This window comes from Amycolatopsis vancoresmycina, assembly GCF_000716785.1.
GTDB classification, from domain to species: domain Bacteria; phylum Actinomycetota; class Actinomycetes; order Mycobacteriales; family Pseudonocardiaceae; genus Amycolatopsis; species Amycolatopsis vancoresmycina.
The window spans coordinates 398231-418047 of sequence record NZ_JNYY01000008.1 but is presented as its reverse complement, the minus strand read 5'-3'; the positions used below and the strand labels follow the sequence as shown (position 1 = coordinate 418047).

General features: G+C 71.4%; 21 protein-coding genes. 11 read left to right on the top strand and 10 right to left on the bottom strand.

Features of this window, described 5'->3' with window-relative positions:
- Window positions 1–42: 42 nt before the first annotated feature.
- Window positions 43–567, top strand: coding sequence for a GNAT family N-acetyltransferase (locus tag OO60_RS21755; RefSeq protein WP_003054479.1), 525 nt, complete (start codon window positions 43–45; stop codon window positions 565–567).
- Window positions 568–783: 216 nt separating this feature from the next.
- Here the strand turns inward: OO60_RS21755 and OO60_RS21750 are convergent, their stop codons facing one another.
- Both OO60_RS21750 and OO60_RS21745 read right to left on the bottom strand, forming a co-directional pair.
- Complete coding sequence (locus OO60_RS21750) at window positions 784–963, bottom strand: DUF397 domain-containing protein (RefSeq protein WP_205624079.1); 180 nt, start codon at window positions 961–963, stop codon at window positions 784–786.
- 5 nt (window positions 964–968) lie between these two features.
- Window positions 969–1820: a helix-turn-helix domain-containing protein gene (locus OO60_RS21745; protein WP_003054473.1), complete on the bottom strand. Its 852-nt coding sequence runs from the start codon at window positions 1818–1820 to the stop codon at window positions 969–971.
- 170 nt (window positions 1821–1990) lie between these two features.
- On the opposite strand from OO60_RS21745, the gene OO60_RS21740 reads away from it, so the two are divergent.
- Both OO60_RS21740 and OO60_RS21735 read left to right on the top strand, forming a co-directional pair.
- Window positions 1991–3034 (top strand): DUF4037 domain-containing protein, encoded by a 1044-nt coding sequence (locus tag OO60_RS21740; RefSeq protein ID WP_003054470.1) that lies wholly within the window; start codon window positions 1991–1993, stop codon window positions 3032–3034.
- On the top strand, window positions 3027–3692 hold the full coding sequence (locus OO60_RS21735) for a YoaK family protein (protein WP_003054467.1): 666 nt from the start codon (window positions 3027–3029) through the stop codon (window positions 3690–3692). The genes OO60_RS21740 and OO60_RS21735 overlap by 8 nt, the downstream gene beginning before the upstream one ends.
- Here OO60_RS21735 and OO60_RS21730 read toward each other — a convergent pair.
- The 6 genes from OO60_RS21730 to OO60_RS21705 all read right to left on the bottom strand — a co-directional run bounded on the left by OO60_RS21730 (window position 3679) and on the right by OO60_RS21705 (window position 8254).
- Entirely contained in the window at window positions 3679–4005 is a 327-nt protein-coding gene (locus tag OO60_RS21730) for a DUF6204 family protein (RefSeq protein WP_003054464.1), read from the bottom strand. The genes OO60_RS21735 and OO60_RS21730 overlap by 14 nt on opposite strands.
- A gap of 52 nt (window positions 4006–4057) precedes the next feature.
- Window positions 4058–4795, bottom strand: coding sequence for an SDR family NAD(P)-dependent oxidoreductase (locus OO60_RS21725; RefSeq protein WP_003054459.1), 738 nt, complete (start codon window positions 4793–4795; stop codon window positions 4058–4060).
- Between the two features lie 75 nt (window positions 4796–4870).
- A complete protein-coding gene (locus tag OO60_RS21720; protein WP_003054456.1) occupies window positions 4871–5737 on the bottom strand; it encodes an amino acid ABC transporter permease in 867 nt (288 codons plus the stop codon).
- Window positions 5738–5810: 73 nt separating this feature from the next.
- Entirely contained in the window at window positions 5811–6458 is a 648-nt protein-coding gene (locus OO60_RS21715; RefSeq protein ID WP_003054453.1) for an amino acid ABC transporter permease, read from the bottom strand.
- 83 nt (window positions 6459–6541) lie between these two features.
- Entirely contained in the window at window positions 6542–7468 is a 927-nt protein-coding gene (locus OO60_RS21710) for a glutamate ABC transporter substrate-binding protein (protein WP_003054450.1), read from the bottom strand.
- Between the two features lie 57 nt (window positions 7469–7525).
- Window positions 7526–8254 carry an amino acid ABC transporter ATP-binding protein gene (locus OO60_RS21705; RefSeq protein ID WP_003054447.1) on the bottom strand — a complete coding sequence of 243 codons (729 nt, stop codon included), beginning with the start codon at window positions 8252–8254 and terminating at the stop codon, window positions 7526–7528.
- A 278-nt stretch (window positions 8255–8532) separates the two neighbouring features.
- Here OO60_RS21705 and OO60_RS21700 point away from each other — a divergent pair, with 278 nt between their 5' ends.
- From OO60_RS21700 to OO60_RS21680, 5 genes are all read left to right on the top strand, one after another.
- Complete coding sequence (locus OO60_RS21700) at window positions 8533–9204, top strand: response regulator transcription factor (RefSeq protein WP_003054439.1); 672 nt, start codon at window positions 8533–8535, stop codon at window positions 9202–9204.
- A gap of 2 nt (window positions 9205–9206) precedes the next feature.
- Window positions 9207–10604 (top strand): sensor histidine kinase, encoded by a 1398-nt coding sequence (locus OO60_RS21695; RefSeq protein ID WP_003054436.1) that lies wholly within the window; start codon window positions 9207–9209, stop codon window positions 10602–10604.
- Window positions 10605–10858: 254 nt separating this feature from the next.
- A complete protein-coding gene (locus OO60_RS21690; RefSeq protein WP_003054433.1) occupies window positions 10859–11749 on the top strand; it encodes a hypothetical protein in 891 nt (296 codons plus the stop codon).
- Window positions 11742–12542 (top strand): RNA polymerase sigma factor ShbA, encoded by an 801-nt coding sequence (gene shbA / locus OO60_RS21685; RefSeq protein WP_003054431.1) that lies wholly within the window; start codon window positions 11742–11744, stop codon window positions 12540–12542. Before OO60_RS21690 ends, shbA begins: the two co-directional genes overlap by 8 nt.
- Window positions 12543–12624: 82 nt before the next feature.
- Window positions 12625–12846, top strand: a complete 222-nt coding sequence (locus tag OO60_RS21680; RefSeq protein ID WP_003054429.1) for a hypothetical protein — start codon at window positions 12625–12627, stop codon at window positions 12844–12846.
- A 15-nt stretch (window positions 12847–12861) separates the two neighbouring features.
- On the opposite strand, the gene OO60_RS21675 is transcribed toward OO60_RS21680, so the two are convergent.
- Window positions 12862–13788 (bottom strand): TAXI family TRAP transporter solute-binding subunit, encoded by a 927-nt coding sequence (locus OO60_RS21675; protein ID WP_033261950.1) that lies wholly within the window; start codon window positions 13786–13788, stop codon window positions 12862–12864.
- Between the two features lie 265 nt (window positions 13789–14053).
- Between OO60_RS21675 and OO60_RS21670 the strand changes: the two genes are divergently transcribed.
- Window positions 14054–15892: a phosphatase PAP2 family protein gene (locus OO60_RS21670; protein WP_276204559.1), complete on the top strand. Its 1839-nt coding sequence runs from the start codon at window positions 14054–14056 to the stop codon at window positions 15890–15892.
- Window positions 15889–17214, top strand: a complete 1326-nt coding sequence (locus OO60_RS21665) for a jacalin-like lectin (protein ID WP_003054422.1) — start codon at window positions 15889–15891, stop codon at window positions 17212–17214. Before OO60_RS21670 ends, OO60_RS21665 begins: the two co-directional genes overlap by 4 nt.
- On the opposite strand, the gene OO60_RS21660 is transcribed toward OO60_RS21665, so the two are convergent.
- On the bottom strand, window positions 17199–17918 hold the full coding sequence (locus tag OO60_RS21660) for a protein kinase domain-containing protein (RefSeq protein ID WP_003054416.1): 720 nt from the start codon (window positions 17916–17918) through the stop codon (window positions 17199–17201). The two genes, OO60_RS21665 and OO60_RS21660, sit on opposite strands and share 16 nt — an antisense overlap.
- Window positions 17919–18358: 440 nt before the next feature.
- Here OO60_RS21660 and OO60_RS21655 point away from each other — a divergent pair, with 440 nt between their 5' ends.
- A complete protein-coding gene (locus OO60_RS21655) occupies window positions 18359–19795 on the top strand; it encodes an RICIN domain-containing protein (protein WP_240490553.1) in 1437 nt (478 codons plus the stop codon).
- The last annotated feature ends 22 nt before the right edge of the window (window positions 19796–19817 follow it).

The window sequence follows — 19817 nt, the reverse complement described above, 5'->3', positions numbered from 1 at the left end:
CCGGTTCGCGAGCGTCTTTTTGGGCCGTGGCAAGGTGGCGGCATGGAGATCGAACTGCTGCCGCCGTCGACCGGGGTCGCGGTGGTCGAACGGGTCGCCGGGTTGGTGAACCAGGTCTACGCCGAGTCCGAGAAGGGGCTTTGGCGGGGGAGCGCCGACCGGACGTCCTCCGAGGAGGTGGGCGGGTTCGTGCGGAATGGGGAGATCGCCGCTGCCTTTGTCGATGGTGATCTTGGCGGGGCCGTGCGGATCCGGCGGCTCGATGACGTGACCGGGGAATTCGGCATGCTCGCCGCCGATCCGGCGCGGCGGGGGCTGGGGGTCGGGCGGGAACTCGTGCGGTTCGCGGAGGCGACGAGCCGGGACGCCGGGTGCCGGGCTATGCAGCTTGAACTGCTGATGCCGCGGGACTGGACGCATCCGGCGAAGCAGTTCCTGGCCGAGTGGTACGGGCGGCTCGGGTATCGGGTGACGCACCGGGCCGACTTCGGCGAGGACTACCCGCACCTTGCGCCGTTGCTGGCCACGCCGTGCGATTTCCTCGTCTGGCGCAAGGATCTCGGGTGACGGTGCTCGCCGGGGCGCGGACGTCCGGGCCTTGCGTCCCCATGTCGACTTGACGACCGAGCTCCGGCTGTCGGCCGCGGGTGCTCGGCGAGGCGGCCGCCCTGAAGGCGGCCACCTCCGAGGCCGCGCGGCTGCTCCGGCTCGACGACGACCGAGGCCGCATCGAAGTGGGTATGCGCGCCGACTTTGGTGCTGCGCGACGGGACGGGGAAGTCGTCAGCGCAGAGTGCTGAGCATCGCGGTCCAGGCGCGGTGGGGGACCGTCAGGTGCCCGGCGGTGGGCGCCTTCGAGTCGCGGACCGCGGTGACCTTCGAGCTCACTGCCACCTCCACGCAGGTTTGGTGTTCCTGGCCTTCGCTGTAGCTGCTTTTGAACCAGGTCTGTTCCCGGGCCACCTCGATCACTCCCTCAAGCGTTCGTACTCGTCCGCGAATCGGACGAGCCACTCCCGCGATTGTGCCTCGGAAAGGGCCACCTGTTCCAGGCGTGTGACGAGGAGGTAGAACGCCTCCACCGCGATGCGGTCATCCACGAACAACCCCGCGGTGTAAGTCTCCTCGTAGGCCACCGGTGGGTGCTCGGGGAATTCCATGACCGTGAAGGTCGTGCTCAGCACACGGAACGCGGGATCCGACTCCGGCACCACCCGGATGACGCAGTGCGGCAGGTTGGTGGTCAATACCAGGTTCTGCACCTGTTCGTGCATGAGCGCCTGGTTTCCCACCACCGAGCGCAACGCGCGTTCGTGCACGAAAAAGGTGCAGCGGGGTGGGGTGTGGCCTTGCAGCAGCTGCTGCCGGTCCACGCGTGCCCGCGTCAGCACGCCGAGCCGGTCGGCGGTGTAGCGCCCGGTGAGTTCGAAACAGGTGCGGACGTACTCCTCCGTCTGCAGCATCCCGGGGATGGCCGCCGGGCTGTAGTTGACCATCGAGTCGGCGAGGTTCTCCTGGATGATGAGGGACTTCATCGGGTCGACGAGCTTGTCGAAGTAGGGCCGCACCCAGTACAGGTCGCCGGGCGGCTTGACCAGCTCGAGGAGCCGGGCCCGTTCGGCGGCCTTCGTCCCGCAGTGGGCGAGGTAGATCGCCGCGTCGATCGGGGAGATGCGGCGGCCGTTCTCCCAGGCCGACACCTTCGACGCCGACCAGTCCGCGCGGCGGGCCAGTTCGCGCAGGGTGATCCGTTTCAGCTCACGCTGGCCCTTGAGTTCGTGGGCCATTTCCCGCGTGCGCACCGTGCTCTTTTCGGTCATGCCACGGACGGTAGAGGGGACCTCCGACAAAACGGGGTGCGCCGCGCGCGGATTCACCGCAAGGAGTTCGGTGTTTCGCCTGTGTGACAACAAAAATCGGTCGCGAAGCGCTGCGAAGCCGCTTCGCATAATGAAGCGCGCTTCGCGCCTTCGCGCGACACAATGCGCCCATGGAATTCACTCCCGGAATCGAACTGTCCCGGCGTTTCCACGCCGAGGCGGTCCGGCCGATCCTGCGCCGCGCCCGTCCGCGGCTCCGCTACACCGCCGCGCTCCTCGGCCCTGGCTCCGAGGTGCTGGGCTTCGACTCGCCCCGCTCCACCGACCACGACTGGGGACCGCGGCTGCTGCTGTTCCCCGACGGCGACGGCGCCGGGCTCCGCGACCTGCTCGCCGACCACCTCCCGCGCACCTTCCTCGGGTACTCGACGCACTTCGTGACCAGCGAGAACGGCACCCGGCACCTCGCACAGGCGACCGGCCGGACCGACCACGGCGTCGTCGTCGCCGGGCTCGGCGACTGGGTTCGCGGAACGCTCGGGTTCGACCCGCGGCGACCCGTCAGGGCCGACTGGCTCGCGACCCCCACCCAGATCTTCGCCGAGTTCACCGGCGGCGCGGTCTTCCACGACGACCTCGGGCTCGAAACCCTGCGGCGGAACCTCGCCTGGTACCCGGGCGACGTCTGGCGGTACGTCCTGGCGTGCCAGTGGCAGCGGATCGGCCAGGAGGAGGCGTTCGTCGGCCGGTGCGGTGAGGCCGGGGACGAACTGGGGTCCGCGGTCGTCGCCGCGCGGCTCGTCCGGGACCTGATGCGGCTGTGCCTGCTCATGGCGCGCCGGTACCCGCCGTACAGCAAATGGCTCGGCAGCGCCTTCGCCCGGCTGCCCGTCGCCACGCGGTTGGCGCCGCACCTCACCGGCGCGCTGGCCGCGACCACCTGGCAGCTGCGCGAACGGCACCTCGTGGCCGCGTACGAATGCGTCGCCGGGCTGCACAACGACCTCGGCCTCACCGAACCCGTAGTGCCTCGGACCAGCGGCTACCACGACCGGCCGTTCCAGGTGATCCACGCGGGCCGCTTCGTGACGCCCCTGCTCGCGGGGTGGCCGCCGGCACCGCTGACCGGGGCGATCGACCAGTTCGTCGACAGCACCGACGCGCTCGGGGACCGCGCGTTCACCCGCGGGGTGGTTGACTGCCCGCATGGCTGAACCGGAACCGCGGGACCTGGCCGCCCTGCTGCTGACGCTGACCGTCGTCACCGGGGCGGTCGACGCCGTCAGCTTCCTCGGCCTGGGGCGGGTGTTCGTGGCCAACATGACCGGGAACGTCGTCTTCCTCGGGTTCGCGGCGGCGGGGGAGACGACGCTGTCGGTGCTCGCGTCGCTGACCGCCGTGCTGGCCTTCCTGGCCGGGGCGCTCGCCGGTGGCCGGCTCGCCCGCCGTGACGACGACCGCGACGCCCTCCGGCAGGCGACCGCGGCCCAGGCCGCGCTGATCGCGGTGGCCGTCGTGCTGTCCGTGACCCTCGGTGGCGGCACACGGCTGGGCGCCGAGCTGCTGATCGTCGCGCTCGGGCTGGCGATGGGCCTGCAGAACGCGGCGGTCCGCCGGATCGGCGCGCCCGATCTGACGACGACCGTCCTGACCATGACGCTGACCGGGTTCGCGGCGGATTCGAAGGCGGCGGGCGGGCCGGGATCGCATCCGCTGCGGAAGGCCGCCGCCGTCGCCGCGATGCTGGTGGGTGCGCTCGCGGGCGGGCTGCTTCAGCTGCACGTCGCGATGTGGGCCGCCCTCGGCCTGGCGCTGGTGCTGGTCTTGGGCGTGCTGGCCGCGCTGTACCGGGCGGCCGTCAGCGGCGGTTGATCTTGACGTCGTCCATGCAGGTCGAGCTGACCGTGAGGTCGCGGTACGGGTACCCCTCGCGCTCCAGCAGCTCCATCGCCATCAGCTCGGCGTGGTCGTGCGCCCGCGCCGTGGCGTCGGAGCCTACCGGGACCTCGACGGCGATGCGGAAGCTGAAACCACTGAGGTGGTTGCTGTAACTCAGCGTCCCGCCTTCGCTGAACGACATGCCGGTGAGGCCGCCCTCCCCGCCGGAGTCGGCTCGCAGCTTTTCGCGGACGGCCTCCGTGGGCCGGTCGAACTTGCCCCGGACGAGGACGCGGTAGGTCGGCATGAGCGCGAGGTTAGCGAGGCCGCCGCCGACCGGGAAACCGATTTTCCCCGGCTCAGCCGAGGGCCCGGCCGCCGTCGACCAGCAGCCGCTGGCCCGTCACGAAGCCCGCCTCCTCCGACGCGAAGAAGCTCACCGCCGCCGCCACGTCCTCCGGGGTGCCCAGGCGGCCCGCCGGGACCGACGCCCGGTACTCCTCGCGCTCGCCGTCCGGCACCGAAGCGTGCCGCTCCACCGGGATGAACCCCGGCGCCACCGTGTTGACCGTGATGCCGTCCGGCGCCAGCTCGCGCGCCCACGCCCGCACCAGGCCGATCTGCGCGCTCTTGGCCGTCGCGTACGCCGACCGCCCGGGCGGCGGCCGGTCCGCGACCTCCGAGTCGACGTGCACGATGCGGCCGTGGCCGCGGGCCCGCATCCCCGGCAGGACCGCGTGCCCGAGCAGCACCGGTGACCGCACGAAGAAGTCCAGCTGGGCCAGGTGCTCCGGCCAGTCCACGGCCGCCAGCGGCGCCTCCGGCTGCGGGCCCGTCGCGTTGAGCACCAGCACCCCGATCGGGCCGAGCACTGCCGTGACCGCGTCCACCAGCTCGCCGACCTGGCGCCGGTCGGTCACGTCCGCGGCGAACGCCGCCGCGCGGCCGCCCTCGCCGAGGATGCCTTCCGCTGCGGTCTTGAGGTCGGCGTCGTCGTGCAGGCCGTTGACCGCGACGGCGAACCCGTCTCTGGCCAGCCGGCGCGCGATCACCCGGCCGAGGCCACGGGAACTGCCGGTCACCAGTGCGACACCCATGCGCCCGACGCTAGGGGAGACCCCGGGACACGACAAGGCCCCCGGGACATGTCCCGGGGGCCTCGAACGGGTGACTCAGGCGGCGGAGACGAGGGCTGCCTCGCCCGTGGCGGGGGGTGCGGGCGTGCCGACGACCTTCTTGTTGCGGCGGTTGCGCCGCTCCAGGTACGTCGCCAGCGCCGTGAGCAGCAGGCACATCACGACGTAGATCGCGGTGGCCACGATCGTCGACGGCACGATCGGCCGCCCGAACGTGCCCTGCGACCCGATGTAGCGCGCGTAGTACAGCAGCTCCTGGTAGGTGATGATGAACCCGAGCGCGGTGTCCTTCAGCAGCACGACGAGCTGGCTGATGATCGTCGGCAGCATCGCCCGGATCGCCTGCGGCAGCAGGACCAGGAACATCACCTGCGTCTTGCGCATGCCCAGCGCGTACGCGGCTTCGCTCTGTCCCTTCGGCAGCGACTGGATGCCCGCCCGGAACACCTCCGCGAGCACCGAGCCGTTGTAGAGCGTCAGGCCGAGGACCACACCGAGGAACGGCGTCGTCGGCACGCCCACGGTCGGCAGGCCGAAGTAGAACAGGAACATCAGGATCAGCGCGGGGATGGCGCGGAAGAACTCGACGACGAACCCGGCGATCCGGCGGATCCACACGTGGTCGGACAGCCGGCCCGCCGCGAAGATCGCGCCGAAGACCAGCGCGAGCACCGCCGCGGCGGCGAACGCCTCGACCGTCGACAGCACCGCGTTGCCCAGGTCGCGCTGCACCTGCGCGTACTGCAGCCACTCCCACTTGCGGGCGGTGAACTGGCCGCTGTCGTAGAAGCGCCACCCGACGTAGCCGACGAAGGCGAGGACGACGAGGGTGCCGACCACCGCGTACGTGCGGTACCGCAGCCGCGCCTTCGGCCCCGGGACGTCGAACAGTACGTTGCTCATGCGCCCACCTCGCTGACGCTCGGTGCGGCCTGAGCCGAAGGCGCAGTGTTGAATGATTCGGTCGCAAGCTCCCTCATCGGGCCACGCTCCAGCGCTTCTCCAGGCTGCGTTGGACGAACGACAGCACGGTGACCAGGATGATGAACCCGAGCGCGACCCACAGCAGGCCGATCAGCTGGTTCTCGCCGCGTTCGGACAGGTACGAGCGGATCGCGCCGGCCTCCGCGACGGAGAAACCGGCGGCGATGGTGGTGTTCTTCAGCAGCGCGATCAGGGTGCTGATCAGCGGCGGGACGACCGAGCGCAGCGCCTGCGGCAGCACGACCTGGCCGAGGATCTGGCCGAAGGTCAGCCCCAGCGCCCGGCCCGCCTCGGCCTGCCCGACCGGCACCGTGTTGATGCCCGAGCGCACGACCTCGCAGATGAACGCCGAGGTGTACACGGTCAGGGCGGTCACGGCGGCCGGGAAGTAGTCGAGCTTGACGATGTCCAGCAGCGGGTACGCGAACACGAAGAACGCGAACACCAGCGTGAGCGGCGTGTTCCGGGCGATCGTCACGTACGCCGTGCCGACGGCGCGGAAGACGGGGACCGGGCTCACCCGCAGCATCGCCAGGATCGTGCCCCAGATCAGGCTGCCGACGGCCGAGAGCAGGAACAGCTCGATCGTGGTGAGGAAGAACGGACCGAACAGGTCCAGGTTGTTGAACAGGACGTCCATGGAGCCTTCCCCGCGTCCGTGGTCAGGTGGATGAAAGGGGCCGGTGGACCGGGAACTCCCGATCCACCGGCCCCGGTGTCAGATCAGTACTTCTCGAGGGTCGGCTTGGTCGCGGTCGAGCCGGACTTGCCGAGGGTGGCGTCGTAGATCTTCTGCCAGGTGCCGTCGTCCAGCGCCTTCTGCAGGATCTCGTTGACCTTGTCGCGCAGCACCTTGTCGTCCTTGTTCAGGCCGATGCCGTACTTCTCGGTCGAGAACGTCTTGCCGACGACCTTCAGGGTGTCCGGCTCCTGGGCGGCGTAGCCCTTCAGGATCGCGTCGTCGGTGGTGACCGCGTCGACGTCCTTCGACTGCAGCTTCTCGACGCACTGCGAGTACTTCTGGAACTCGACGATGTTGTTCGGCTCGGTCAGGTTCTGCTGCCGGACCTTCTGGATCGGGGTCGAGCCGGTGACCGAGCAGACCTTCTTGCCCTTGAGGGTCTCCGGGCCGGTGATCGAGTTGTCGTCCTTGCGGACGAGCAGGTCCTGGCCGGCGACGAAGTACGGGCCGGCGAAGGAGACCAGCGCCTTGCGCTTGTCGGTGATCGAGTAGGTGCCGACGTAGTAGTTCACGTCGCCGTTCGCGATCGTCTGCTCACGGGCACCGGAGTCGACCGTGCGGAAGGTGATCTTCTCCGGGTCGAAGCCCAGGCCGGCCGAGACGAGCTTGGCGATCTCGATGTCGAAGCCGCCGAACTTGCCGGTCGTCGGGTCCTTCAGGCCGAGGTTCGGCTGGTCGTCCTTGGCGCCGACGGTCAGCGCGCCCGCGGCCTTCATCTTGGCGAACACCGGGGAGCCGGCCAGGTCGACGCCCTGCGCGACCGGGTAGCTCAGCGCCGCCGGGGCGTTCGTGCCGCTCTGGTCGCCGGAGCCCGGCGAGGACGGCGTGCCTTCCTTGCCACAGGCGGTCAGCGTGGTCAGCGCCAGCCCGCCGGCGAGCAGTCCCACCGCGAGGGTGCGGATCCTCATGTGAATCTCTCCTGTGTGTCGTCACCCGGACGCCGACGCGCCGCGGAACGTTTGTTCTCAGTGGGTCAGGATCTTGCCGAGGAAGTCCTTCGCGCGCTCGCTCTTCGGCGCGGTGAAGAACTCTTCCGGCGTCGTGTCCTCGACGATCTCGCCGTCGGCCATGAAGATCACCCGATCGGCTGCCCGCCGGGCGAACCCCATCTCGTGGGTGACGACGAGCATCGTCATGCCGTCCTTGGCGAGGCCCGTCATCACGTCGAGGACCTCCTGGACCATCTCCGGGTCCAGCGCCGAGGTCGGCTCGTCGAACAGCATGACCTTGGGCCGCATCGCCAGCGCCCGCGCGATGGCGACGCGCTGCTGCTGGCCACCCGAAAGCTGCGCCGGGTACTTGTCGGCCTGGTTGGCGATGCCGACGCGCTCCAGCAGCTCCATCGCCGTCTTGCGCGCTTCGGCCTGCGAGGTCTTGCGGACCTTCACCGGCGCGAGCATGACGTTCTCGACGATGGTCTTGTGCGCGAACAGGTTGAACGACTGGAACACCATGCCGACGTCGGCCCGCAGCGCGGCCAGTGCCTTGCCCTCGGCGGGCAGCGGGACGCCGTCGACGGCGATCTCGCCCGAGTTGATCGGCTCCAGCCGGTTGATCGCCCGGCACAGGGTCGACTTGCCGGAGCCCGACGGCCCGAGCACCACGACGACCTGGCCGCGAGGCACCTCCAGCGTGATCTCCCTGAGCACGTGCAGGTCGCCGAAGTACTTGTTCACGGCGGACGCCTTGATCATCGGCGCCGCCACCTCCGCGGTCATCTGGCCTCCCGGGTCGTTCGTGCAAATCGGGCATGGGTCACCACGCGATGGCGAGAACCTACCGTTGCTTTACCGGCTGGCAAGGCCGCTTGAGCAATACTTAGGGTTTCAACTGAGTATCGATGTCCATTTTGGGAGGTGTCCACCCGGGGTCACGCGCGGTGACCGTCCGGGTGGCCGGTGCGGGTGCCGCCCGGACGTCCTAGAGTTCGCCCTACCGGCCGGTGAAGCAGGTCACCATGGGAGGCGGACGGGTGCGGGTGCTGCTGGTGGAGGACGACGACCGGGTCGCGGGTGCGCTCATCCCGGCGCTGACCCGCCGCGGCCTGGCGATCGCCCGGCTCGCCACCGGCGCCGGCGTGCTCGACCGGGTGCACGAGGTCGACGTCATCCTGCTGGACCTGGGCCTGCCCGACATCGACGGCGTGACGCTGTGCCGCCAGATCCGCGCGGTCAGCGACGTCGCGATCATCGTCGTGTCGGCGCGCGGCGAGGTCGACGACCGGATCCAGGGCCTGCGCGCGGGCGCCGACGACTACCTCGTCAAGCCCTACGACGTCGAGGAGCTGCTCGCCCGGGTGGAGGCCGTGCGCCGCCGCCGGGGAGAACATGTCGCTGAACCGGTGGTCATCCGCGTGGGTGACGTCAGCGTCGACCTGTCCCGGCACGAGGTGCTGGTCGGCGGGAAGGCCGTCGCGTTGTCCCGCAAGGAGTTCCAGGTGCTGGCGCTGGTCGCGAACGCCCGCGGCGCGGTGTGCTCGCGCGAGCAGGTGCTCACCGAGGTGTGGGGGCACCGCGGTCCGGCGGAGAGCCGTTCGCTGGACGTCCACGTCGCGACGCTGCGGACCAAGCTGGGCCGGCCGGCGCTGATCGAAACCGTCCGCGGGGTCGGGTACCGGCTCGGCGGCCAGGTCGCCCGGAGCTGAGCGTGCGCGTCCGGCTGCAGGGCATCGTGCTGACGCTGGTCGCGTTGCTGGTGTTCGGCCTCGGCATCCCGCTGGCCCGCAGCATCGCCGCGGGCGCGCAGCAGGACCTGTTCCTCGACCGGCTGACCGACACCGCCCGGTTCGCGTCGCTGGCGCAACGCCCGCTGCTGGACAACAAGCCGTCGCTGATCGACCCCGACCTGACCCGCTACAACGAGGTGTACGGCGTCCAGGTGCTGGTCGTCGACCAGGACGGCAAGCTGTTCGCCAGCTCGCTCGGGCCGTCGGCCGCCCGGATCGACCTGAAGGCCGACCGGATGAGCGGGCCGATGCACGAAGCGCTCGCCGGCCGCCGGTCCCAGCCGGCGGGCGTGCTGATGCCGTGGGATTCGACGCCGCTGGTGCTCGCCGAGCCGGTGCTCGCCGACGGCGAGGTGCACGGCGCGGTGCTCACCGTGTCCGGCACCGGCGCCGAGCGCGCCGACGTCCTGTGGTGGTGGCTGCTGCTGGCCGCGGGCGGGATCCTCGCGTTCACGCTGGCGCTGGCCGTGGCGATCCCGGTGGTCCGGTGGATCCTGCGGCCGGTGCACCGGCTCGACGACGCGACCGGGGCGCTGGTGGCGTCGGTGGTCAGCGGGCGCGAGGCCGAGCCGGTGGGGGAGAGCGGCGGCCCGCCGGAGCTGCGGCAGCTCGGCCGCTCGTTCGACCGGATGGCCGAGAGCGTGTCGGGCGCCCTGGCGGCGCAACGCGCGTTCGTCGCCGACGCGTCCCACCAGCTGCGCAACCCGCTGACGGCGCTGAAGATCCGCCTCGGCAACCTCGAGGGCCACGTCGACGACGAACCGGCGGCGGCCGACCTGGAGGCGGCGCGGGTCGACGCGGGCCGGCTGCACCAGATCCTGGACGGCCTGCTGTCGATGGCCCGCGCGGAGGCTTCCGGCGGCGGGCTGGACCCGGTGACGCTGGACGAAGCCGTCGCCGAGCGCGTGGCGGACTGGTCGGTGGTCGGCGAGGCCCGCGACGTACGCCTGGTGGTGGAGACGTCCGGCGCCGGGCTGACGGTCCGCATGCCCCCGCGCGGCGCCGAGACGATCTTGGACGCGCTGCTGGACAACGCGCTCAAGTTCACGGCGGCGGGCACGGAGATCCGGATCGCGGTGTCCCGCGAGGCGGACCGGGTCCGGCTGTCGGTCCGAGACCACGGGCCGGGGCTGCGGCCCGACGAGCTGGACCGCGCCCGCGACCGGTTCTGGCGGAGCCCGGCGCACCAGAACGTGCCGGGTTCGGGACTGGGGCTGGCGATCGTGAGCGAGATCGTCGCGCATTCGGACGGGGAGCTGGAGCTGGACTTGCCCGAGGGCGGCGGGCTGCGGATCTCGATGGTGTTCCCGGTGGCCTGACGGCTTTTCGGCGCTTGCGCTCGGGGGCCTCGTGATCGGAAGAATGGATCATGCGGGTGGCGGTAATTGCTTTCGGTGCCAAAACTTCCACGTCGGATCGTCTGATTCGTCGCGGAACGTAGAATATAACGAAAGCATAACGGGCGGGATTGTGGTCCGTCAGGGCGCACCTATAAGGCTGACGTCCGGGTTGCCGAGGCCCTCACGCCTTCCGCAGCCATCGCGCAACGGCTCACCCACCGGAGAACACTTCGATGACGTTCGAGAAGGACCACGCGCTCGACAGGCCGCCCCGGGGGCGAGGCCTGCCCCTGCTGCGGCAGGTCGTGGCACCCGTTGCGGAGACTCGTCGTCGCTCGGAGCTGCAGGAGCTGTTCGACCTGGTGCTGCCGGGCAAGCCCGCACCGGAAGACGAACTGTGGATGGGGCACGGCCCCGCCCGGCCGATGTCGATCCCCGACCTGGAACTGCTGTGCGCGCTGGAAGCTGACGGCTTCGACGGGCTGGTGTGGTCGGAGCTGGAGAACCGGCTCGCCGGCTACGGGGTCGGGGTCATCGGCGCCTGGGTCGGCACCGGGGAGATCTACCGCCGGGCCACCGAGAAGGGCCGGCCCGTCCGGCCGCCGCGGCCGCCGTTCAGCCGCGACGAGCAGATCGAGCTCGCCTACGAAACCGTCGGCGCGGGAATCAGGCTGTTCCAGGAACAGGGTTTGCAGGATGACGGCTGGCGCCCGGATCGCGGCGCCCGGCTGTCCACCTACTTCCTCGGCTCGTGCGTGCTGTGTTTCGCCAACGCCTGCCGCAAGCAGTTGAGCGCGCGCCGCCGGGCCGAACATGACGTGTTCGTCGCCGAGTTCGACTGGCACGAAGCCAGCGTGCCCTCGGCCGAACGAGTTGCGCTGGCCAGGATGGACGTCGAGGCCGCCCTCACCGGCAAGCTCGGGAAGGCGGCCAAGCCGGGGGTGCCGCCGGACGTGGCCCGGGTGGTCCTGAACTACCTGGTGCTGGGCTACGACGCCACCACCATCGTCGAGCTGATCAACAGCGAGACGGCTACCTACACGCTCAAGGCCGTGCGCGGCATCCGCACCGCGTACCGCGCCTACATCAAGGAACAGCGGCGCGAAGGAGGCCGGCATGCCTGAATCGAGCGCGGCGGTGGTGTCCCGGGAGCACGCGCGGGCGTTGGTGAACCGGTCCTCGGTGGGGACGCGCGGCGCACGCCGGCTGGCCGCGACGGTCTCACCCGATGCCGTGGCGGCCGTGCTGGACCGCGCGCACCGGACCGAACCGGCCCCCGGCCTGGCCAGGACAACGGAATTCAGCGAGCGGTACATCACGGCGGAGTCGTTGCCGCGGCCCGGCGGGCGGCTCACCAAGGAGGACCTCGACCCCCTCGTGCGGGAGGCGGGCGGGGGCAACCCGGCCGCGATCCACTCGCTGCTGCAGATGATCGAGCCGGTGGTGGTCCGCTACTGCCGCGCGCGCATGGGCGGTCGCGACCTCTCCTACCTGGCAGCCGACGACGTCGCCCAGGAGGTCTGCCTCGCTGTGCTCAAGGCGTTGCCGGACTACCAGGACCGCGGCGGCTCCTTCCTCTACCTCGTCCACGCGATCGCCGCCAACAAGGTCGCCGATGCCTACCGCGCCGTCGCCCGCGACCGCTCCGAGCCCGTCCCCGAGCTCCCGGAGCGCCCGCTGGCCGTCGGCAACGAGCCGGAGACGCACGCACTGCACCTTGACCTCGGCGCCCGGCTCGGCCGGTTGCTCGCGTCGCTGCCGCGGATGCAGCAGGAGATCCTGACCCTGCGCATCGCTGTCGGATTCTCAGCGGTCGAAACCGCCGAAGCGCTCGGGATCTCGGCGGGCAACGTCCGCGTGACGCAGCACCGGGCCCTGACCCGGCTGCGCGGCATGATCCGCGACGAAGAATTCTGATCCTGCCTCGCACGGACAGAAAACGGCGGGTGCGGTGCCGTCCTGCCGCCCCGATCACAGCAACGAAAAGGAAGGACCCGTCGTGGTCTACCTCGTGCCGCCCAGGCGGCCCAAGCGGTCTTGCGGTGCGCTCGGCGCGCTGGAGGCGTTGACCTTCACCGCCGCGCTGATCGGCGTGATCGTGCTCGAACGGCTCGGCAGCGACCTGCTGGTCGCCGCCGGTGTGGTGATCACGCTGCTGGCTCTGGTCCGCGGCATCCCGCTGCCGCACCTGCGTTCCCCGGGCGGGAGCGTCCCCGCGTGAACCGCCGAACGGGCGCTACGTCTTCTGGGCCCGGTAGTACCGCAGTGCGCCCGGGTGCAGGGGGATCGGCTGGGTCTCGATGCCCGGGTGGACGTCGATCGACAGGGCCGCCGGGTTGGCCTCCGCCAGCTCGGGGCGGGCGTCGAACAGGCCGCGGACCAGCGCTTCGGCCACGTCGTCGGCCATCGACGGCCGGACCACCAGGAAGTTCGGCACCACCAGCGTGGTCACCGGCAGGAGCTGGTTGTACGTGCTCGCCGGGATCGTCGCCGTGCCGTAGACCGGGCTGATCGCCTGCATCTTCGGCATCAGGCCGCCGATGTCGAGCAGGCGCAGCGCGCTGCGGCTGTTGTAGCCCGCCAGCTTCGGCGTCGGCAGGCCGCCGGACCACAGGAACGCGTCGACGGTGCCGTTCAGCAGCGCGGTGACGGACTCGTCGAGGCCGTAGCGGACCTTGGTGACCGAGCCGGTCAGGTTGGCCACGTCCAGCAGGCGGTCGGCGATGTACTCGACGCCGGAGGCCGGCGAGCCGATGGCGATCCGGCGGCCGGTCAGCTGGCCCACCGACTGGATGTCGGAGTCGCGGCGGACCACGAGGTGCAGGTAGTCGTCGTGGATCCGGGCGAGCGCGGCCAGGCCGTTGTTGTCCCGGTACCGGTCCGCGGCGACGTCGGCCGCGACGAAGGCGACGTCGGCCTGGCCGGCGAGCACCTTCGCGACGTTGTCGGGCGACCCCTGGGTCTGCAGCACCTGCGGCCGGTCGATGTCCAGGTCGCCCTGCCACGCGGTGGCCAGCGTCTGGGCCAGGCTGTCGTAGACGCCGCCGGGGTTGCCGGCGGCGATCCGCAGCGTCAGGCCGCTGAAGCCGTCGGTGCAGGCGGTGAGCACCAGCAGGAGGGCGGCCGCCACCGCGAGTCCGCGCATCCGCCTGCTGCTGGTCATGGGCCGATCGTGCCAGACTCCGCGCCGTCCGGGCAGGCTGCGGTCACGAGGAACCCCTGATCGTCGCCCGGTTCGGGGTTTTCCCGTTTCCGGTGGGTGAATTCGTCGAATTCACGATACCCCCGCGAAAGATCAGGTTACTGCCCGGCGAATTACTCCGGACGCTCCTTGACCCCGTCCGGGCGGGCACTGATCATTCCCGCAGCGAATTCCCCCGCGCGCTTTTCCGGCCGTTGCGCCTCCTCAGGAGACCGAGTTGACCCCTGTGCCCTTGGACCGGCGGACCTTCCTGCGCTGGTCCGCGCTCGTCCCCGCCGTTGCCGCCGTGCCGACCGTGCTGGGCGTGCCCGCCTGGGCGGCGGAACCGGCGTTCGTCGACGCCTACCGCACCAACCTCCCGGCCAACCGGACCCCGGAAACCAACGCGGTCGTGCGGATCCTGACCGGGATGCAGCGGCTGTGGCGCACCGGGTCCACTTGGGACAGTGGGGTCGTGCTCGACGCCGTGGTGCTGCGCGCGAACGTCCGGCACTGCGTCGCCGTCACCCGCGCCCGGACCGCCGCCGAAGCCAAGCGCGCGTTCGTCTTCGACCGCCAGCACCAGTCCTACGCCGCCATCGGGGGCCTGGGCCCGCTCGCCGACCTCTACCGCCGCGGTGCCCTCGCCGTCACCAGCATCACCGCCGCCCCCGATGGCACGCCGCCGGCGAAGGTCGACGACGCCGTCCCGGTGGACGCGCCGGCGGGGGCGGCGCTCGGTGCCGGTTCGCACGACTCCGCGCTCGGCCTGGTGGCGCAGCTCGTGGACACCGTCCGGGGCACCTTCGCCTCGGGCAACCCGAGCAAGTACGCCTACCAGTACCCGCGGCCGTGGCGGCTGACCGCCGACAGCCGGGTCGAGGACACCGGCCGGACCGACGCGCTCGGCTACCCGGTGTACCGATCGGACGTGGTCGTCGCCCCGCAGCTGCTGCGGCAGCGCAGCACCAGCCCGGTCGACGACGCGGGCTTCCCCAGCGGGCACACCAACGCCTTCCACCTCGCCTGCCTCGCGCTGGCCTACGCGGTCCCGGAGCGGTTCCAGGAACTGGTGGCGCGGGCCTACGACCTGTCCGACACGCGGATCGTCGCCGGGATGCACTCGCCGGTGGACGTCATCGGCGGCCGCGTCATGGCCACCGCCCTCGCCGCCGCCACGCTCGCCGACCCGGAGAACGCCGCGCTCAAGGCGGGCGCGCGCGAGCAGGCGCTGCAGTACTTCACCGCGCAGACCGGCACGACCCCCGGCACGCTGTTCGCCCGGGCGCACACCGGCGCCGACGAATACGGCGACCGCCGGGCCAACGCCGCGCTGGTCGCCCACCGGGCCACCTACGGCCTGCCGGGCCGGGCCGCGCACACCGCGATGCGCGTCCCGAAGGGCGCCGAGGTGCTGCTCGAGACGCGCCTGCCGTACCTGGACGCGGCGCAGCGGCGGGAAGTCCTGCGCACGACGGCGTTCCCGGCCGGGAACCCGCTGCTCGACGGCCCGGAGCTGTGGGGACGGCTGAACCTCTTCGCCGCGGCGGACGGCTTCGGCGCGTTCGACACCGGCGTGCGGGTGGTGATGGACGCGACGCGCGGCGGGTTCAGCGCGGCCGACAGCTGGCGCAACGACATCGGCGGCGACGGCGGGCTCGTCAAGGCGGGCACCGGGACCCTGACGCTCACCGGCGCGAACAGCTACCGCGGAGGCACCCGCGTCGAGGCGGGCACGCTGGTCGCGGCGGCGCCGGACGCGCTCGGCTGCGGCGACGTCGCACTGGCCGGTGGCGAGCTGCGCGTGTCCGGCCTCCGCGTGACCGGCTACCACCAGACCGGGGGCACGCTGTCCGTCGCCGCCGGTTCCCCGCTCCTCGTCCGCGGCGAGGCCACGATCGAGCGCGGCAGCGTCCTCGAGGTCCGGGTGCCCGGCTCCGGCCCGGCCCACGAGGTCGAGGTGCTGTGCGCGCGGCGGCTGCGCGGCCGGTTCGCCGCCATCCAGGTCGACCGCCCGGGCCACCGGGTGGTTCCGCGGTACACGCCCACCGGTCTGTCCGTCCGAATCCAGCGGGAGTTCTCGTGAAGAAACGCCTGGCCGCACTGCTGCTCGCCGCGGCGGTGTCCACAGTGGTCAGCCCCACGGCCGCGCACGCCGCCGACGGCGGCAGCTTTTCGGTGCTGAGCTACAACGTCGCCGGCCTGCCCGAAGGGATTTCGAGCGCGCCGACCCCGCGTGACCCCGCGACGACGGCGATCGGGCAGCGGCTCGGCCCGTACGACGTCGTGCACGTCGAGGAGGACTTCAACTACCACGCCAAGCTCTACGCCGCCGACCAGCACCCGTACCGCACGCCGACCAGCGGCGGCGCCGGGATCGGCAGCGGGCTGAACACGCTGTCGTCGCTGCCCTACGACGCCGACGACTTCGAGCGCGTCCGCTGGACGTCCTGCCAGCTCGACTCCGGGGACTGCCTGACCCCGAAGGGCTTCACCTTCATGCGGGTGCGGCTGGCCGAAGGCGTGTACGTCGACTTCTACAACGCCCACACCAACGCCGGGACGAACGACGGCGACGAGGCTTCGCGCGCGTCGAACCTGGCGCAGCTGACCGCCTTCATCAAAGCGCACTCGGCGGGCAACGCCGTCGTCGTCATGGGCGACACCAACACGCGCTACACCCGCGCCGCCGACACGATCGCCGGGTTCGCCGCGGACAACGGCCTGACCGACGCGTGGGTGAAGCTCGTGCGCGGCGGCGTCGCGCCGGCTCCGGGCAGCCCGGCGCTGGTGTGCGACGAGCAGGCGGTCACCAACGACTGCGAGGTCGTCGACAAGGTCCTCTACCGCGGCAGCAAGCTCGTGTCGCTCGACGCGACGCTCTACAACAACGAGCACGCCAAGTTCCTCGACAGCGCGGGCAAGATGCTGTCCGACCACGACCCGATCACCGTGCGCTTCAGCTGGACCCGCAACCCGGCGCTGCAGCTGTCCGAGCAGTTCGGCGGCCCGCACGGCGACTACTTCACCGACGTCGCCGCCGTGCCCGCCGCCGCCCGGGTGCGGACGTTCTCGCTGCGCAGCGGGTCCCGCGTCGACCAGGTCGGGGTGACCCTGGAGGACGGCACCGCGCTGACCCACGGCGGCACCGGCGGAACGGCGGCGTCACTCACGCTCGGCAGCGGCGAGTACGTCACGACGGCGACCCTGTGCCAGGGCAAGTACAACAACACCACGCGGATCTTCTCGGCCCGGTTCGCCACCAACCTCGGGCGCGCGCTCGCCGGCGGTGCGACGACGCCGGACTGCGTGACCCGGACGGCCCCGGCCGGCTGGCAGATCGCCGGCTTCCACGGGCGGGCCGGCGACGAGGTCGACAAGCTCGGCTTCGTCTACACGCAGCGGTAGTCGCCCGCCCCGTCGTCCGGCCGCGCCACCGGACGGCGGGGCGCCACGCTGCGGAGCAGGTGTTCGGCCGCGGCCATGGTGGGCCGGGCCGCCGGGTCGGGGTGGAGCAGCCGCAGCACGGCCTCGGTGACCGGGCTGCCGGTGCTCCCGCTGCGGGCGAACGCCGAAGCGCCCGGGGGATGTCCTTCGAGCGCGGCGTACAGGGTGGCACCGAGGGAGAACACCTCGGCCGGGAAGTCGGGGAACCCGCCGTCGGCCACTTCGGGGGCGAGGTACGCCTCGCCGCCTGACGTCGGGGTGTGCGCCGCGAGCTGGGCGTGGCCGTCGGGGGCGATCAGCACGCGATCCGGGTCGACGGCGGGGTGCAGCACGCCGTCGTCGTGCGCCGCCGCCAGCACCGACGCCAGCCGGGCGCCGAGCCGGGCGACGAGCTCGGGCGGCAGCACGCCGTACTCCTCGAGCAGCTCGGCGAGGGTGCGTGAGGCCGGGTATTCGAGCACCAGGTAGGTCGTGCTGTCCTCGTCGACGACGTCGCAGACCGGGGTGCGGGGCGAGGGAATCGCCGGCTCGTCGAACAGCGGCCGGAGCGCGACCAGCCGGTCGAGCCGTTCGTCCCGGGCCCGCCAGACGCCGGCCGCCGTGCCGTGTCCCGCGGGCCCGAGCAGGCGGTACCGCTCACCGATGAGTGTTCCTTCGCGCGCCACGTCGTCGTCCCTCCGTGTCGTCGGCTCCTCGTCTGCGGGGATACGGCGGGAACGGGGATCCGGTTCGGCCGACCGGCTCAATTCACCCACCCGAACGCCGTTTACTTGACGAGGCGCGCCCTCGCCCTGGCGAGGGCGGTGACGATCGCGGTCAGCGGCCGGTGCCGCCGGGCGAGGTGCGACGACGGCGTCGTCGCCGAGAGTCGAACGGGCATACCGGCTCTCCAACGGGGTGCCGACGGGCGCGGGGAAGGCGGGGTGCGGCCCCGGAGCGCGGCCGCCGAGCGCGAAGTGAGCGCTAACATATCGGCCCGCCCGGTCGCGGTCAATCGGCCGTCCGCCCGGGCCGCCCGACCTTCGGCCCTTGACGGTGCGTGGTCCGCGGCGCCTAGACTTCCGGTGGTTCTGTTAGCGCTAACAAGCGTGCGGAAGGAGCCATCGTGCTACGACGACGTGGCGTGGTGCTGTCCCTGCTCGTGCTCGCGGCCGGTCTGCTCGGGGCGCCCGCGGCGTCCGCCGCGCCGGTGACGGTGACCAACGGGAGCCAGTTCACCGACACCTCCGGCGCCCTCGTGCACGCCCACGGTGGCGGGGTGCTCAAGGTGGGCGCGTACTACTACTGGTTCGGCGAGAACCGCAACGCCGACGACACCTTCAAGGCGGTCTCGGTCTACCGCTCGGCCGACCTGAAGACGTGGGAACACCGCAACGACGTCCTGACGCAGTCGTCGGCGGCCGAGCTGGGCCGGGCCAAGATCGAACGGCCGAAGGTGATCTACAACAGCTCGACCGGCCAGTACGTGATGTGGATGCACAAGGAGAACGGCGACGACTACGCCGAAGCGCGCGCGGCCGTGGCCACTTCGTCCACAGTGGACGGGAACTACACCTACCGCGGCAGCTTCCGCCCACTCGGCGTCCACATGTCGCGTGACCTGACGTTGTTCCAGGACGACGACGGCACTGCGTACATGGCCTCCGCGGCCCGGGAGAACGCCGATCTCAACGTGTACCGGCTCACCGCCGACTACACCGGCATCGGGGCGCTGGTGCAGACGCTGTGGCCCGGCTCCTACCGCGAGGCGCCGGCGATGTTCAAGCGGAACGGCGTCTACTTCATGGTCACCTCGGCCGCCACCGGCTGGCAGCCGAACCAGCAGAAGTACGCCACGGCCACCAGTGTCGCCGGGACGTGGAGCGGGCTGGCGAACCTCGGGGACTCGACGGGGTACGGCAGCCAGGCGGCGTACGTGCTGCCCCTGCAGGGAAGCTCGGCGACCTCGTACCTGTTCATGGGCGATCGCTGGGCGGGCGCGTGGAACCGGCCGGTCGTCGAGTCCCGGTACGTGTGGCTGCCGCTGTCGTTCCCCAGCGCCACCACGGTTTCGCTGAGCTGGTACCCCCAGGTGACCATCGACCCGGCGACCGGCGTGGTGACCGGTTCGGGCACCGGCAGCGCGTACGAAACGCTGGTGGCGCGGCACAGCGGCAAGTGCGCGGACATCCCGGGTTCTTCGCGCGGCGACGGCGTGCAGCTGACGCAGTACTCGTGCAACAACGGCTGGAACCAGCACTGGAGCGTGCTCGACCTCGGCAACGGCTACGCCACCCTGATCGCCCGCCACAGCGGCAAGTGTCTCGACGTCGCGGACGCCTCGACGGCGGACGGCGCTGCGGTGGCACAGTGGGCGTGCAACGGCGGCACTAACCAGCAGTGGCAGGCGCAGGCCGTCGGCGGTGGGTACGTCCGGTGGGTGGCCCGGCACAGCGGCAAGTGCCTGGACGTCGTTTCCGGGTCGACGGCCGACGGCGCGGCCGTCAAGCAGTACCCGTGCACCGCGGTGGCGAACCAGCAGTGGCTGCGGAAGGCGGCCTGATCTGCGCCGTCCGGCCCTTGAC